At 43.5% G+C, this 17005-nt stretch carries 10 protein-coding genes; 1 reads left to right on the top strand and 9 read right to left on the bottom strand.

The window, feature by feature from the left end:
• Positions 1-419: 419 nt before the first annotated feature.
• Positions 420-1361 (bottom strand): alpha/beta hydrolase, encoded by a 942-nt coding sequence (locus F6K57_RS01820; RefSeq protein WP_293064285.1) that lies wholly within the window; start codon positions 1359-1361, stop codon positions 420-422.
• Between F6K57_RS01820 and F6K57_RS01815 the strand changes: the two genes are divergently transcribed.
• Complete coding sequence (locus F6K57_RS01815; RefSeq protein ID WP_364300802.1) at positions 1360-2472, top strand: AraC family transcriptional regulator; 1113 nt, start codon at positions 1360-1362, stop codon at positions 2470-2472. The genes F6K57_RS01820 and F6K57_RS01815 overlap by 2 nt on opposite strands.
• A 1127-nt stretch (positions 2473-3599) precedes the next feature.
• Here the strand turns inward: F6K57_RS01815 and F6K57_RS01810 are convergent.
• From F6K57_RS01810 to F6K57_RS01775, 8 genes are all read right to left on the bottom strand, one after another.
• Positions 3600-4973 carry an MATE family efflux transporter gene (locus tag F6K57_RS01810; RefSeq protein ID WP_293064282.1) on the bottom strand — a complete coding sequence of 458 codons (1374 nt, stop codon included), beginning with the start codon at positions 4971-4973 and terminating at the stop codon, positions 3600-3602.
• A 284-nt stretch (positions 4974-5257) separates the two neighbouring features.
• On the bottom strand, positions 5258-6343 hold the full coding sequence (locus tag F6K57_RS01805) for a family 10 glycosylhydrolase (protein ID WP_293064279.1): 1086 nt from the start codon (positions 6341-6343) through the stop codon (positions 5258-5260).
• Between the two features lie 270 nt (positions 6344-6613).
• Positions 6614-7750, bottom strand: a complete 1137-nt coding sequence (locus F6K57_RS01800; protein WP_293064490.1) for a citrate synthase — start codon at positions 7748-7750, stop codon at positions 6614-6616.
• 173 nt (positions 7751-7923) lie between these two features.
• Complete coding sequence (gene sixA, locus F6K57_RS01795) at positions 7924-8421, bottom strand: phosphohistidine phosphatase SixA (protein WP_293037345.1); 498 nt, start codon at positions 8419-8421, stop codon at positions 7924-7926.
• Between the two features lie 219 nt (positions 8422-8640).
• On the bottom strand, positions 8641-9888 hold the full coding sequence (locus F6K57_RS01790) for a bifunctional oligoribonuclease/PAP phosphatase NrnA (RefSeq protein ID WP_293037342.1): 1248 nt from the start codon (positions 9886-9888) through the stop codon (positions 8641-8643).
• A 124-nt stretch (positions 9889-10012) separates the two neighbouring features.
• Entirely contained in the window at positions 10013-10510 is a 498-nt protein-coding gene (locus F6K57_RS01785; protein WP_293024617.1) for an HNH endonuclease, read from the bottom strand.
• Between the two features lie 176 nt (positions 10511-10686).
• A complete protein-coding gene (locus F6K57_RS01780) occupies positions 10687-12237 on the bottom strand; it encodes an adenylate/guanylate cyclase domain-containing protein (RefSeq protein WP_293024615.1) in 1551 nt (516 codons plus the stop codon).
• Positions 12238-12485: 248 nt separating this feature from the next.
• A complete protein-coding gene (locus F6K57_RS01775; RefSeq protein WP_293024613.1) occupies positions 12486-16748 on the bottom strand; it encodes a PAS domain S-box protein in 4263 nt (1420 codons plus the stop codon).
• Positions 16749-17005: the final 257 nt, after the last annotated feature.

Genomic DNA, 17005 nt, shown 5'->3' with positions numbered 1-17005 from the left:
GCATCTAAAATTTAAACTAAAGGATCGTAATTATATTTTAGTAAATATTGTAGTTATTATGCTACAATCAATCAAAAGAGTTAGCCATTGAAAAGTTAGCCAATGCTTTACCTCTTGGAATAAAGTTTGAAAGTAAAAGAAAAAGACTACAGCGCTTCTTGATGCAGCGCGCTGCATCAAGACAATGAATTGAGAGTTAATTTGGGACTGTATCTTGCCTGAGTTAATTGGCCTCAAAGCCTTATACAGCAAGCTTTTCATTGCTCATGTCACCCCCTCAGCAATGTCATACCAAATCCGGCTTACAGAGAACCCTTTCTTATTGATAAAAGACTGATATACATAAATATTAATTGATAATAAGGGACCTATCTCAACAGGATTTGGTATCAGTATTAATTTCAAGGCAAAATTAGCTTTTAATGTTTTTGGAAGAATGTATCTATTGCTGTGATAGCACGATCTACATCTGCATTGATGTCATAGAGCGATACATGACTTGCACCTGAAATCTCAACCAGCTCTTTCGGTTCGCTTGCAGCCTCATAAAATTTTACTGTCAATGAGCCAGTATCCTGTAATGCCTTCTCACCGTAGATACCGATGTAGGGTGTGTAAAGATAAGGTGCATAGGACTGAGCATCAGCTAGCATTGGTGTTTCCAGCATAAAAGTTGGCGACTTGTGAGAGTAGTTAGGATAGGTTTCAGCTCCAGCCCGTTTGGTCATGTAGTACTGATAGCCTTCATACTGAGCTGATTTTTTGTCGAGGGAGTCGAGATCCAAACTTTCCATACCAAGGCCATCGATGTATTCGACTTTACCCGTTTCATAAAACTTTTGCCGTCCCGCATTTGCTGTTGCGATGGTAGCGCAAACAGTTTCACGGTCCATCGTTTTGAAATAACTTGTTTGATTACTCATCATCCCAGAGACGGTTGCGATAGCTTTGAGCCTTTTATCCGTAGTTGCCACCAGGGCCATATAGCCACCACTGGCGCACATGCCAAGGCCAAAAAGGCGATCTCGATTAACAAAGGGTAAGGTGCCCAGAAAACTAATCCCATCGCGGATGCTTTCCATCTTAATGTTGGCGTTCTCATAGTTGCGAATTTCACCTTCACTGTCACCATAGCCAACGTGGTCGAAGGCTAAAGCAACATAGCCCCTCTCGGCCAGCTTGTGGCAATAGATCGCACCACTTTGTTCCTTGACCTGATTGAAGGGAGGCGAATAGATAACAGCTGGATAGCTGTTAGAGGGATCAAAGTCTCTAGGAACATATAGATTAGCAGCTAGAGTATATCCCTGGCTTTTAAAGGAAATCTCGTTTTTTCCGGGATTAAGGATCATATTAAACATGTTTTATTCCTATCTACATAGTTTGATTAGCAGAGTATTCAGCACGATTTTCAGGACTTCTCCACAGAGCATTTATGACCTTAGAATGTGCCCCAAGCGCTCTGCGTCTACTTGCAGATTAATCCCTTGGAATCTTCTAAAACAAGCCTATTCCTCTCATTTTTTTGCCTATTTATCTCAGAAAAGGATCAATATAGTCAAAATAAGTCATCCTAGATTCATGAATATGTGTAAGATTGTCCATCTTATTAATCGTCACGCAAGTTCCGAGGGCGTAAACGATACCCCTATTGAGGGATTACAACTGTTTCGAACGAGTCACCTTGTGGAACGATTGCCAGGGGTATACGAACCTGGCATTTGCGCCATTGTCCAGGGTAGGAAACGAGCATATTTGAACGGCACAACGCAAATCTATGATAAGAACCAATACTTGTGCTGTACGCTGCCTCTTCCTGTAGAGGCAGAGGTGATCGAGGCATCACCGGAAAAACCCCTACTTGGTCTTTGGTTGGGCATTGAGACTCCCACAATGTTTGAAACTGTTATTGACATGGCAGCTATAGACAGTTCCAGCACCTCCAGTACCGAAATAGTACCTGGGCTAACTGTGGCCAAATGGGATAACGAATTTACGAAGGCACTTCAGGGCATCCTGGAATTGCTAGATGATCCTGTTGCCCTCAATATACTCGGCAACGGTAGGCTTAAAGAACTGATGTTTGCCGTTCTTCGAGGCGAGGCTGGGTGCTCGGTTTACCAAGCATTTGGTGGAGGAATGCAGAAAATATCGCGGGCCTTGACCTTCCTGAGAGCCAATCTTCATGAAGCTATCTCGATTGACGAATTGGCCAAGGAAGCAGGCATGAGCCGCGCAGCGTTTCACCGCAAGTTCAAGGAAATCACGACTTATTCCCCTATTCAGTTTATTAAGCTTCATCGCCTCAATGATGCATCCAGGCTTATTGTGAGTGGCTCTACAGTTGCTGAGGCCGCATATCAAGTGGGTTACTCTAGCCCATCTCAGTTTAGTCGAGATTTCCGGCGGTATTTTGGCAAATCCCCTCGCCAGTGGCAGGGCTGTTCCATTATAGAGGAAAAAGGTTTATAGTGAAGCAATAGCCCGAAAAAATGGCATAATTACCATAATATACCCAAATCCTGGAGAAAAGCTTAATCGACGTTTCTCTTGCAAATACTTGATCACCCTTGATCCTCATGGTCTTCGTCATCCTCTATGGCTAGTGCTTCTAATTATCATTATGGGGATGATCAGTGGTTATTGAGGTTATCGACAATTGGGTAGATTTGTGGAACGCCACCGAGCCCGAATTAATTAGTAGACTTCAAATTCATGCATGCTCGTGTTCCTTCTTATTCAGCAATCAGAAGAGTCATGATTAATTTAGATTACGAAGAACTCCAAGTTGTGTTTAATCAATCGAGTAAACAGTCCGGTGCGCTTTCCTATCAGCTTTGAGGAGATGCACCCAATGGCCGCATGGCCGCTCAAGTAGCGTGCCCATAGCCCATAAGCTGAATGCTTACAGTCTTCGAGGTCAGAATTCAGTATTGCCAAGGGAGAGCCGGTGACTTGCTGAAAAGCCGGGATTGATGATCGTGATTTTTTTTTGCATTATAGAAGTAACTCCTACTTGGTTGGGAGGAAAGCCGCGCTGGTGATGATTAACGGCCATGCTCAGCGCGGTTATTAGTATCAGTCTTTACCTTCTTTAGTATAGATAAATTCTCGAAAAAATGCAAGGGCTAATTAAAAAAAATTACATTTATTTACAAATAATAGTTATAGCGACTTAAGTTACTAGTAGTTAACGTTTTTATAGCTACTATGGTTGAGTAATTATCATAGTTGATATCGGGGAAAAGGATTAGAAATTAATCATTTGTATTGACAGGCATAAGGTTTTGCAGCCTGCGGAACACTATTGTTTTATATAGCGCTTTTAAATTAGGTGAGGTACATGTTTTTAGGGAGCTTTGGAGCTGGAAGCAGTGAAATCAGAAGGTAAGCCTATGGGCACTTATCACAGGCTAGAAGCCTGTTCCACCCACGCTACGGGAACAGCTGTCAGCCGTCAGTGGTCAGTAGTCAGCCTTTGGCTGAAAGCTGAAAGCTGAAAGCTGAAAGCTGATCGCTGATCGCTGATCGCTGATCGCTGATAGCTGATAACTGATAGCTCATAGCTGATAGCTGATCGCTGATAGCTTACCTCAAAGCTAACCCATACCAGCAGAAACTGAATTTTTATCCAATTCTAAGACAGTTTTGATATTACAGGTTTTCTGATTCCAGATATATGCCCCTAAGCCAACAGCTACATTAGAAATACAGGCAGCGGCAAAGATACCATTCACCCCAAATAGCTGACTGCCTAGATAGGCCAATGGTATGTAAAGCACTACCATCCGAGTCACCATCATCACCACTGATGGTAAGGGTTTACCTAAGGCATTAAAGGTGGAACTGGCAACTAGAATCACGCCTGCTCCGGCATAGCTAATCGGGACAATAACTAGGTAAGTGGCGGTAATTGTGATTACTTCTGGGTTGCTGTTAAACAGGGAGGCTAACCAAGGAGCTGTGGCAGCAAGAATCACTGTTACTAGCACTCCCCAAAATAAGCAAAATAGGAAACTTAGACGCAAGGCTTGATGGACACGGAGGTATTTTTTCGCCCCCCAGTTTTGCCCTACAAACGGTCCAATGCTGGCAGAGATTGCAATTAGGACAATCTGGCTAAAGGATTCTACTCGTGAGGCAATGCCAAAACCTGCGACTGCGATAGTTCCGTAACCAGCTAGCAACCCAGTGATCACACCAATAGATATGGGAAATACCATGCTGGTTCCAGCAGCAGGCAAACCCACATAGAGAATTTTTTTCCAGGATTCTAAAATTACTCTCAGCTTGGGCAGGTTGAAGCAAAGCATCTGCAGCCGATTGTTGAGAAACCACAAGGCTACAACTAGGGTGGTGGCGCGGGAAATTACTGTTGCGATCGCTGCCCCTGCCAGTTCTAATCGAGGAAATCCTCCCAGTCCGATGATTAATACTGGATCGAGGGCAATATTGACGAATGCAGCAACCGTCATTATCACGCTGGGAATAGCAGTATTGCCGGAAGCGCGGATAGCATTGTTACCCACCATCGGGATAACCAGACAAATCATTCCCCAATACCAAATCTGCATGTAACTACGAATCAGTGGTAGCAAATCGGCATCAGCTCCTAAGGCCGTGAATAGGGGATCGATAGTTGCTAATCCCAGGAACGTGAACAGTGCTACTACTAGCAGAGACAGGGTTAGACTATCTGTTGTCAGTCGCCGCACTTTCTGGAGATCCCCTTCTCCAATGGCACGGGCAATCACAGAGGATGCTCCCACCCCTAACCCCATCGCTAGACTACCTAAAGTCATCACCACGGGAAAGGTGAAACTCATAGCTGCTAGGGGTTTGGTTCCCAGTTGTCCGACAAAATAGGTGTCAATCAGGTTGAAAGCAATAACTGCAAACACTCCCCAAATCATCGGTATCGTTAGTCGGGTTAGCTGGGAGCTCACCTTCCCTTCAATCAGGTTTTGCTTCATGGTAGGGCATAGCTTAATTAAACTTAATAAAATTTTACTAAATTTAATTGGTTTTGAGGATTTATCTATAGACAAGGCAAGAGGATAAAGAGGATTAATGGGTTAAAACAGGTCAGTTAAGTAAATCGTTTCGCCTCATCTATAGTGTTTCTGATAGCTATGAGGTACAGAAATTTTTTTTCCTTATTACCTATTCCCTATTCCCTATTCCCTATTCCCTGTTCCCTGTTCCCTGTTCCCTGTTCCCTTTTACCTTTGCTATAGCTGACTGCTTAAACTAATAGTTACAAAAAATTTATAAGGTTAAAAAAAAGCTTCTTTATGCTCAAGTAAGTTTTAACAAATGCTTCTTTGTGCTCTGGTTTTAGACGACGAAAAGGACTATAGGTAGATTCCCAGCAGAAAAGAGAATAACCATAACCATTGTTTTGGGCAATTTCTATCTGCTTGTTGAGTTCATTTATGGGCTTAGGGCGATAGAATTCTCCACTGTAGATACCTACGGCTACCGGAACGTAATAACTAGCTTCTCGTAAACCAGACGATCTTAGAGTATTGATTACTTCTTGGCTGGTCTTGCGATAAATTTGGACAATCACTTCATCAATCAAGCCTTGGCGGATCCAATACAACCAATTTTGAGAATATTTTCTGTAGGAAAAGCTTGGGGAATTGGGAGAAAGAGATATAATTAAATTAGGGTTAATTTTTTTAACCGCTTGGTAAATTTTACGGGTTAATTCCGTCATCACTCTGGCGTGATTTCCAAATTGAGTTGGAATGCCCCAATGATCGTCTAGTTGAATACCATAGAGGTTGGGATAGTTCTTAGCAACTTCAGTAAATAAATTAATGAAGTACTGTTGAACATCTGGGTGGTTTGGATTTAGCCACAGATGTTGATCGATAGCTTTTTCTCCTGTTGACGTCTTCAGGAGCCAATTGGGATGCTGCTTAGCAAATTTTGAATTAAGATGAAGCATCATGCCATGCTCATACCAAGCATAGATTTTTAAGCCTTGACGTTCACCTTCTTTGATAGCGGCTTTTAGGGGGTCGGTGAAGGGTAAGGTAATCCAGTTATTTTTGAGGGAATAGTTACTAGGATAGGTAGTTCCACCATTATAAACATCAACGTAAATTCGATTAAAATTCAGACCAGATAACTGGTGAAATACATTGTCAGTTTGTCCTGTATAGGATAGAAAGTTGTTACCGACATGAGTTAGCCAAATTCCTTGAATTTTATTGGTGGTTTTTGGGGTATGGCGAGGGGCAGGAATGATAGTGTTAACTCCTACCAGGACTACCACTCCTATTAATGTCCAAATTATAAATTTATTGAATTTTTTGGTTAATGGAAATTTCATTAGTTACTTGGTAATTGGTAATTGGTAATTATTATTTTCCTAGGCATATGCGCACTTATCACAGGCTAGAAGCCTGTGCCACGCACGCTACGCGAACAGCTATCAGCACTCAGCTGTCAGCTTTTAAAAGGAGGAAAACTAGGTATAAAAACTTAGGCATTTGGCCGAGGGAGCCGAGTACATGATTATTCGTGGGACTTCCCTCAAGAATCACCAACGCCCAAATGACCAATGACCAATGACCAATGACTAACGACTAATGACTAACGACTAACGAGCTTCCATAGGAATATAGGGAGCATCGTGAGTGCCAGTGTAGACTTGAGTAGGTCTAAAAATTCGATTGACGGCTAGCTGTTCCTTCCAGTGAGCTAGCCAACCTGCAACCCGTGCGATCGCAAACACTGGTGTAAACAAGTCACTCGGAATACCCAGCTTCCGGTAAACTAAGCCGGAATAGAAATCCACATTGGGATAAATCCCCTTGTGACCCAGTTTTTCCTCCACTGCTTTCTCCAACTCCAAAGCAATGTCGTAGTATTTGTCTGTGCCAGATTCCTTAAACAGTTGTTCCGCTAAGTTCTGAAGTATAGTTGCTCGCGGGTCTTTTACCTTATAGACTCGGTGACCACAACCCATAATTCGTTCTTTGCGCTGCAAGCGCTCCTCCAAGTATGGGTGGACATTGCCCACTGAGCCTATGGTTTCCAACATGGTAATCACTTCTTCATTCGCCCCTCCGTGTAACGGACCAGCTAGAGTTCCCACCGCTGATGCCACTACTGCATAGGGGTCAGTAAGAGTAGAAGCAGTCACCAGAGCCGAAAAAGTAGAGGCATTGATAGTATGTTCGGCATGGAGTGTCAGGCAAACATCAAAGACATGAGCCTCTAGGGGAGTGGGCTCTTCCTCATTGAGCATATACAGAAAGTTAGCTGCATAGTCAAGATCATCCCGAGGGCGTACTGGATCGTCCCCTTTGCGCATCTGCTTAAATGCTGCTACCATGGTAGGGATCTTAGCCAACAGGCGAACCACGGCTCCCCGAATGTATTGTGGATTGTCTAAAGCCCGCTTGGAGTAAAACAGACCCAAAGCAGCAGCAGAGGCTTGTAGAGCATCCATCGGATGACCAGTTTCTGGAAAACATTTCATCATGTCCCGGATGCTGTACTTGATCCGTCGGTGGAGGCGAACGTCCTCCTGGAATTCATAAAGTTCGTTCTTAGTAGGGAGCTCACCCCAAATCAGTAGATACGCGGCTTCTAGGAAAGTACTTTTTGATGCGAGTTCTTCGATCCTAATGCCACGATACTCTAGTATTCCCTTCTGCCCATCAACGTAGCTGATACTGGATTGAGCTGCTGGAATGCCTTCTAAACCTGGCTGGTACTCGCAAGCTATCATGTTATTACCTACAGAATCTTCATTCATCTCAGGCCAACTTACCAGAGATTAGTGCTTAAGTCTTCCGTGCTACAAAGATTATTTTTACTGTGATGACTATATTATAGCACTCTTTGACTTCTCTGACCCATGAATGGGGGGAGATTCCGAACACCATCAACCCTGAAAGATTGCTATACTAACCACTTGGGTGAGGTCAGCAAGAATAGCTCACTGCGACCGAAGGGCTTCCCAGTATTAGGAAGCTTTAACCCAATTACTCCAGCTTTTTTTAGCACTAGTTTTTGATCGGATACTCCCCACACCAACATTTCCGCCCAATTAGCTAAATCCGGTTGATGACCAACTAGAGCCAAACGTCTTTGAACATCAGTCTTTCTCCACCTCTGCTGTAGCCAGCTGAGCCATTGGTGAATGTCACCCTCAGGAGCGAGACTATCCGACTCTTCAACCAATGAGCCTAAACCAACATCTTGGAGGATAGCAGCGGTTTCCTTAGCTCTGACCAATGGACTAGTCAAGATTAGGTCAAAGTTTAGCCCTCGTTTATGGAGCTCCTTTGCTACTTTACTAGTTTTTTCATGGCCAATTTTGGTCAGTGGCCGCTCTCGATCGTTGTTGTAGGTGCCTCGCTCAGCAGCAATACCGTGGCGAATTAAGTAGAGTTCCATGGGCTGATTGTTAACAGTAGCTTAAAATGCGATCGCTACACTTAAAATACTCCTGAGTTCATCAGTTGGTATTAGTTAGTTTACTGAGTACTTGCACCATTGTCATTAATCTTCGGGTGGGCAGTGCCTACCAACGCGCTTTGCAAGGTTCATTATCTGTCTGGTGCACTGCCCACCCTACATGAACCAAGCTTATTGAGAATGGTGCAAGATGTGAGTTTAGATAACAGTATCCTGGGGATTAACTAATCGCAGTAGTTTTTGCTTGACTTGGGTATCAAACACCTCCCACTTGAGCTTGGCATACTCCGATTTGTCATTAAAACTACTCAAGAATCCCGTCGGAATTTCAAAGCCACCAGCCATCATGCGTCCACCACCAAAGAAACGCCCATGACTGTCTTGACCGAAAGCTTCTTTGATAAATTCATCAGGGTCGAGGGTTAACTTATTGGTTCTCAAGGAACCAATCACCACTTCTAATTCTTGGTCTTCATCGTAAACAATCCCATAAACCACAGCAGTGTGAACATTTTCTTCAGTAACTAAAAAGTCAGCAGCTTGGGGAATAGCATCCCGGTCTTCATAGCGAAGATAGCCCACACCAGCCATAGAGAAGTTATCTTGGAGAATGCGATATTTAAGCGATCGCTCAATAACATCCATCACTCGACGAGATCGAGATGTCTTGAGTATAGCGTTAAGGAGTTGAGTGTCATAGAAGCGGCTCAGATATCCAGCTGCCAAGAAATCCTCTTCCTGAGCCTGCATCAGCATATTAGTATCAGAGCGCAGACCATGCATCAAAGCTGTCGCACATTTGATATGTTCACTAATGCTACTATCGAGCTGTAGTAACCCAGCCTGAAGGTAATGGGTTAATAGCGTCGCGGTGGCTCTTGCTTGAGGACGAAGGTCAATAAATTCTGCTTTCCACTCCCCTTGACTACTGTGATGATCAAAGATGGCAATTAGAGGAATATTCGCCTTGGTAACAATCGGTAATAGCTGGGTGGTTGTACCCTGGTTATCAATCAGCACATAGCCCTGATACACCGATAAATCTTGATTTTTTGTGGTCTCGACACTGGAGCGTTTGGCTGGTAAACCAGTCAGCTTAACCAGGGCAATGTTTTCCTGGTGAGAGAGGGTCCCAGCATAGACAATATCGCATTGGATATTATACTCCTGGGCAATCAGCTGGTAAGCCCAAGCGCTAGAGAGAGCATCTGGGTCAGGGAAATCTTGTAGGATGATCAGTTGCCGCTCATTTTGATGACGCTCTAGAGTCTCTTGGAACTGTTGTACTTTTGAATGTACTTTTGAACCTGATGTAGACTGCCGCCTTGTTGTTTGGGAATTTCCCACGGAAGGATTTACATCTTGAGTAGATGACGGTTGCGCTTTAGCATCAACCTGTTCTGAATCTAAGCTAGATGCACCACTGTTAAGTAAATTGTTAGTCATTAGTTATGAGTCATTAGTCATTAGCCATTGGTGATTAGCCATTGGTCATTACTCATTAGCCATTACTCATTAGCCATTGCTCAACCCCCTTTTGGCTTCATTAATCGTGGGATGAATTAGCGGACTAAGCACCAATCACATACTTCCGCCACTCCTGATGCCGTCCAGTTTTTAAGTCTTTAGCAATTTCAAAGTGGAGACTACTATAAGGTCTCCGGGGTTGGGTTCGCAACATCATGTTGGCTTCTTTAGGGGTGCGATTCCCTTTTTTGACGTTGCAGCGCACGCAAGCTGTAACAAGATTTTCCCAGGAGTCACCTCCATGGCGAGAACGAGGAATTACATGATCTAACGTTAAGTCATCACCACTGTAACCGCAGTATTGACAAGAGTGACCATCACGGTGCAGGATGTTACGACGGGTAAGGGGAATCTCTTTGTAGGGTACCCGGACGTAATGGCGCAGTCTAATCACTGTAGGCAGTGGAAAATCTGCGTAAACGTATTTGCCGTTATGTTCGATACGCTCTGCCTTACCCTTGATCAACAACACAACCGCCCGTCGCCAGTTGGTGATGTTGAGCGGCTCATAGGAGGCGTTTAACACCAGAACCTTACCCATTGGTGATCTCAGCTAGGAGGATTTTCCCAGATAGTAGCACAGGTTGCTCAATCTGGGTTATTTTTCCATGGGTTAGTTTAATTTAGGGTGTTGCTAAACTGCTGATCTAAAGGCTGAACTAAAGAAATCCGTCAAGGGTCAACTCATGTATAGTTAGGTCAATTACCCATTACCCATTACCCATTACCCATTGCTAATGGACCTGTGAGCAGATAAGTAGTCATTTTCCCTTTGCCTTTGACTTCAAACGGTTCCCGTTTATCAAACAGGTACTTATCTTTTAATTTTTCATATGTTGTACCTGTAACCTGAATGCCACCTGGTATACCCTGAGATTCCATACGGCTAGCCATATTTACCGTATCACCCCACAAATCATAGCTGAATTTTTTGATTCCAATTACCCCAGCCACCACTGGTCCACTGTTGATGCCAATCCTGAGACGGAAATTTTGATTCGTTTGAGCATTGTACTGGGCAATTAATTTTTGCATATCCAATGCCATTTTAGCGATCGCGTCCGCATGATACTTGCAGGGTTTTGGCAGACCGGCAACAGCCATATAAGCATCACCAATCGTCTTAATTTTTTCCACACCATGCTCCTCAGCTAGTTGGTCAAACTCTGAAAAAATTACATTCAGAATTTCGACCAGTTCGGTGGGAGAGGTTTGGGTTGATAGTTTGGTAAAGTCAACTAAATCAGCAAACAAAACAGTTACATCTTCAAAACTTTCTGCCAGGGTACGTTCTCCTTTTTTTAACTGTTCTGCAACCGGTTGGGGCAAGATATTAAGCAGCAAAAGCTCAGCTTGGGTTCGGGCACGACGAAGTTCATCTTCATATTTTTTTCGCTCTGTAATGTCGCTAACTGTCCCTTCGTAGTAGAGTAAATCACCAAAATTGTCTCTGACTGCTCGTATATTTTCCGAAATCCAAATTACCATACCATCTTTCCGATAGACCTCGGACTCAACGTCTGATAAGGTTTCTTCTTTGTGGATTAGGGCTAATATATCGTCACGACGCATCGGTTCGAGGTAGAGTTGTGTCCCAATATCGGTGACTTGATTAATCAGTTCTTTTGGCGACTGATAGCCCAAAATACTTGCGAGTGCTGGATTAGCGGTGATAAATTGTCCTTCTGGTGTAACTTGAAAAATGCCTTCAGTGGCATTTTCAAATATACTGCGATATTTATGCTCAGCTTCTTGTTTCTGCTTGATTTCCTGTTGAAGTTGAAAATTTTGTTCTTGTAGTTGCTTTTGTAAACGCCCGAGTTTCAAGTGAGTGTTGACTCTCGCTCTTACTTCTTCCTGCTGCACTGGTTTGGTGAGATAATCTACTGCACCGAGTTTGAAACCTTTAACTTTTTCGAGAGTATCAGTACGAGCCGTCAGAAAAATAACTGGGATGTCTCTAGTTGACTCTTGAGCTTTCAAGCGACGGCAAGTTTCAAACCCATCAATTCCGGGCATCATAATATCCAGTAAGATTAGATCCGGTTGAGTATAGTTGACTTTCTGGAGGGCACTATAGCCATCTTGAGCGACTAAGACTTTGAAGCCAGAATTGCTCAACAACTCAAACATCACCCCTAAATTAGTCGGACTATCATCAACAATCACAATTACACCTTTATAGCCAATTTTGTTATAGCTCTCAGTTAGGGTAATTTTCCTGGAAGAGGAATAATTATTAGTTTGAGTTACTGAGGAAATATTCATAATCACATGAACTCGTTATTGGGGTTTGTCGCTAATCAATGGCTAATTCTAAAAGTCAAACTAATCGGATATCATCTCCCAAAAAAAATAGTTATTGACATTTTAAAATAAACCTTCAAAATACACCCCTAAAAATATAATAAATTATTTCTGGATTAAACAATCATTTTAATGGCTTGATTTTACAAAATTTTTGTATTTTATTTCAACTCAGTTTATCTATTTTTTAAATTATTTGGTTGACGAGGTTATTCGCGGTATTTTTTATCCATGTACTGGCCCACAAATTCCAGTATTTGTCTTTCTTGAAAGCCTTTTGATAATTGACGCAAATTTTGAGCAAAGGGGATGAATTTATCATCCAACTGTTCAATCAAATTAGCTTCCTCTTGGATCCCTCTAATATCACCGATGATGGCGAGTTCATACAGAACGGAGATTTTCTCTGGCGATGGCGCTACAGGCATAACCTCTTCAGCTTTCTCTTCCTTAGTGGATTCTACAATTCCTTGTCCTCCTTGTTGTTCCTGGGAAACATCTGGTAAATCTAAATCTAGCCAAAAAATACTACCTTGACCTACAGTGCTTTTAACCTTTAATTCACTACCCATTAATTCCGCTAAACGTTTACTAATCGATAGTCCTAAGCCTGTACCATTAACCTGACGGTCAGTGTTACCCACTTGATGGAATGGCAAAAATATTTCTGCTAGTTGTTTTGGTGGGATACCAATGCCAGTGTCTGCTATGACAAAGCGCATTTTTTGAGTACCTTGCTTTTCGGTTAAAGACCGATCAACGTTCAACTCTGAACACCCCAAATAACCAACTTTAAACGTTACCTCGCCAGTATCTGTAAATTTGACAGCATTTCCCAAAAGGTTCATCAGAACTTGTCGCAGTCTTATTTCATCACCCTTGACAAATTCAGGGAGGGGCGAAAGGAATTCGTAACGGAATGAAATGTTTTTTTGTTTAGCACTGATCACCACAATTTCCACAATACCTTCCAGAAACTTGGGAAACTGAAAATCTCTGACATCCAGTTCCATTTTTCTGGCTTCGATTTTTGATAGATCCAGGATGTCATTGAGTAGGGTTAACAGATGCTGACCACTTTGCTGAATAATACTCAGCTGCTCTTTTTGCGTAGCGCTCAGATTAGGTTCCTCTTGGAGGATTTGGGCATAACCTAAAATTCCGTTAAGGGGGGTACGTAATTCATGGCTCATGTTGGCTAAAAATTGACTCTTAGCCCGATTGGCTACTTCCGCCTCAACTTTAGCCTGCTTCAACGCCTGTTCTGCCTGTTTGCGATCGCTAATGTCTCGAAAAATTCCCTGCACAACTGTCTTCCCTTGCAGCTCTAAAGTAGTCCCACTAACTTCTACAGGCACGGTTGTACCAACTTGATGCAGTAATTCCAGTTCTACTTGAAATACACCCCCTGCCTCCACATGTTGCTGGAAAATTTGGGAGTAGGCTTTGAATCGTTCTCGTGGAATAATCTTACTCTGATGTAACCCAATAATTTCAGATCTCCCACGGCCCAGCATCTGTTCCGCCATCTGATTGGCTTCCAGGATGATTCCGGTTTCCGCATCTGCCATCAGAATGGCATCACCAGCTGACTCAACTAATTTGCGATACTTCTGTTCCGCCTGCCGTAGTTTTGCCTCTGATAGCTTGCGTTCAGTGATATCTCGGTTACAGAAGATTCTACCATAGTAATCCCCACCACTGGTAAGCACTGGTGCTGAATAAAAGTCAAAAATACGCCCATCCTTGATTAAAAGTTCATCGTAGTTCGTTGTTTTGGGATGAGCCTGAAGATAGTCCACCTGAGCCAGAAATTCTTCGGGATGGTTCAGTTGAGAACTCACCTGCTTGAGCAATTCTTTAATATGATTGGCTTGAAACAACTGTTCTGGAGTCTGCCACAAGTCACAGAAACGGTGGTTGTAGGAAACCACCCGAAAATTTTCATCAACCACTAAAATTCCATCAATGGCAGCTTCTTGTTGCGCTTTGAGCATGGCATTTGTACGGAGCACATCCTCCTGTGCCACAGAGCGCTCAATGGCAATTCTAGCGAGTTGGGTGGCCTTATCCGCCAGTTCTTGCTCTTCGCGGTTTGGGGTATGAGGTTCAGTGTAATAGGTTGAGAAGGTGCCTAGCACCGTCCCTTGAGTGGACAAAATCGGGATAGACCAACACCCTCTGAGATTGTGGCAAAGTGCCAAATCCCTTATACTTCGACACAAGGGATGAGTGGCAATATCCTTAACCATGACCGGTTCTCGCCAATAGGCGGCAGTGCCACAGCAACCCATATATGGACCAATAACCATACCATCAATCCCCTGAATGTAGGATTCTGGAAGGCTGGGAGCGGCAGTATAACGCAAATTAACCCCATTTTTGTCCACCAGGAAGAAGGCACACCTAATTTTGGGAAATTGCTGCTCAATCAATCGAGCCAGTTGGTCTAGTACATCTGGCAGCTTCTCCCACTGGGTAATCATTTCCAGGATACGATTTTGTCCAGCTAATAAGGCTTTAACTCTCTGGCTATCAGTAATGTCAGTAAAGGTACCGACTAGACGAACCACTTTACCTTGATCATCTGAGATCACTAGACCAGTCGAGAGAATCCAGGAAATTGAGCCATCTTTGCGCAGCAGACGAAACCTTTGTTTCCACTTCTTGATGCAGTCGCTCATGGGGGAAACCCCCAAGACCGCGCTGCATCGCTGAGAACTTCGTCCAGCACATAGGTTATCTAGGATGGCTTTGACCTGATCTTGATCCTCAAGATGAATCAGCGCCAGTAATTCATTAATGGTCGGTCCCTCTTGATCCAATGGGTAGCCAATCAGGCTGAGAAATTGGGGCGAGTAGTAATGATCATAGGTTTTCAGGTTGATTTCAAAGAGTCCGTTGGTGTTAGCTTGAATAGCCAGAGCAAACCGTTCCTCACTCTCCCTAAGTGCATCCTCAATGCGCTTGTGTTCAAGAACCTCCGCGATTAATTGTCGATTGAGCTGCCTCAAGGTAGCTGTTCGCTCTTGAAATTGATGTTCCAGCCGTTCATTCTGGTTACGGAGTGCCTCTTGAGCGTGCTTGCGCTCTGTGATCTCCTCAACAGTAGCTTCGTAGTAGAGTAGAAAGTTACTACTATCGCGGATAGCCCGCACGTTTTTGGAAATCCAAATTATAGTACCATCTTTTTGATAAATCTGTGCTTCAAACCCTGAAACAACACCATCTTCCTGTAGCTGTAGAAGCAAATCTGCCCGTCGTTGAGGATCAACGTAAAGTTGGTGGGCAATATCGGTGACACTTGCTATGAGTTCTTCCGGTGATTGATAGCCATATATTCTCGCTAGTGCGGGGTTAGCACTGATATAGCGTCCGTCAGGTGTGGTCTGACAAATGCCCTCGACAGCATTTTCGAAGATGCTGCGGTATTTGGCAACGCTTAAGCGCAACAACTCTGCTGCTGAGTTTCGTTCTGATGTAGTCGCTGCCAAGAATAAAGGGATTGTCGCCATCAGTATCATAAAAACCTGTAGTAGGGGAACTGCTTCGCTCAAGTTCCCGGTGCTGGCAAGAAACGGTCCGGTACCCAAACTGGTTCCTACAATGGCAATGCTCGATACCATCAAGCAGCCTAGGGTGGTCAGGCGTTGACCAAATTGGAGGGCAGCCCAAATCAGCCAGGGAAATATCAAGCAGGCGAGGGGATAGGTTGCCATTTCTGGCGCAATGTCCGACCCAAACACTCCCCAACTCACTGTCAAGAGTGAAATCAGCCAGATAGCTACCAAAATAATTTGCTTTATCTTTATGCTTGCTTGAGGGGTTAACGGTTGTTGGTTAGACAGTTGGAGGTTAGTTTGGGTTGACTCTTCAACTTTCTCAACCTTGAACCTGCCAACCTTCAACTCCTTCACTAGGTAGCACCAAACTAAAAACACTGGTACTACGACTAAAACCACCATTAAGTCCCCTAACCACCATTGCCACCACATCCAGCCGAAATTCCTACCATCAAATTCACCACTCAGGTGTAAGTGAGTTAGACTGACAGTCGGAGCGATGAGTGTGGCAAACATCGACACCCCTAGGAAACCCAATACATCTCGTCGCCGTTCTAGGGAAGGACGAAGCTGCCACCACAGTGCCAATCCTATCGAGAGCAATACTGACAAGATATAGCCTAAAGCAGTGATCCCAGAAACTGGCCAGAACCTCTGAGGCGACACAGTCCAGAAAAATTGTCCCCAAGAAACCGATGGCAAAACTCCTTGGTGTTCGGTTAACCACCAAAGATGCTCCCTTAGTAGTAATACGGTTGCTTGGGTAATTCCTGTGGGAGACCAAACTGGTGGTACTAATGTATTCCCTCCAATCAATCCATGGACTAAGTTTGCCAGCCCAAGGTAAACCAAAGTCAGTAAACCTACATTAGTTAAGTGTTGCCAGAATCCTTTTGCGATGAAAATCATTTTGGGAATACGCCCAAAGATGGAGTTAGGCGAAATTAATCTTTACGCACATTGACATAATTTTCAATCCCTAAACCGGGAAATTCCGCAACTTTACAAACTCTTTTATTTTCTAGTTATATTTTTTTCATTCTCTTTAAATTAAAGGTTTTTTTGCCTTAGAGATTTAGTTAAAGTGAAAAGTGAAAGGTTATGGGTGAAGGCTACCAACTTAAGCTGGCATATAGCGACGGAGACTGGTAATTGTTCATTGTTGT

The sequence above is a fragment of the Moorena sp. SIO4A5 genome (genome assembly GCF_010672005.1).
Lineage (GTDB): Bacteria > Cyanobacteriota > Cyanobacteriia > Cyanobacteriales > Coleofasciculaceae > Moorena.
The sequence above is the reverse complement of the archived record's forward strand: the minus strand, read 5'-3'. Positions and strand labels throughout refer to the sequence as shown.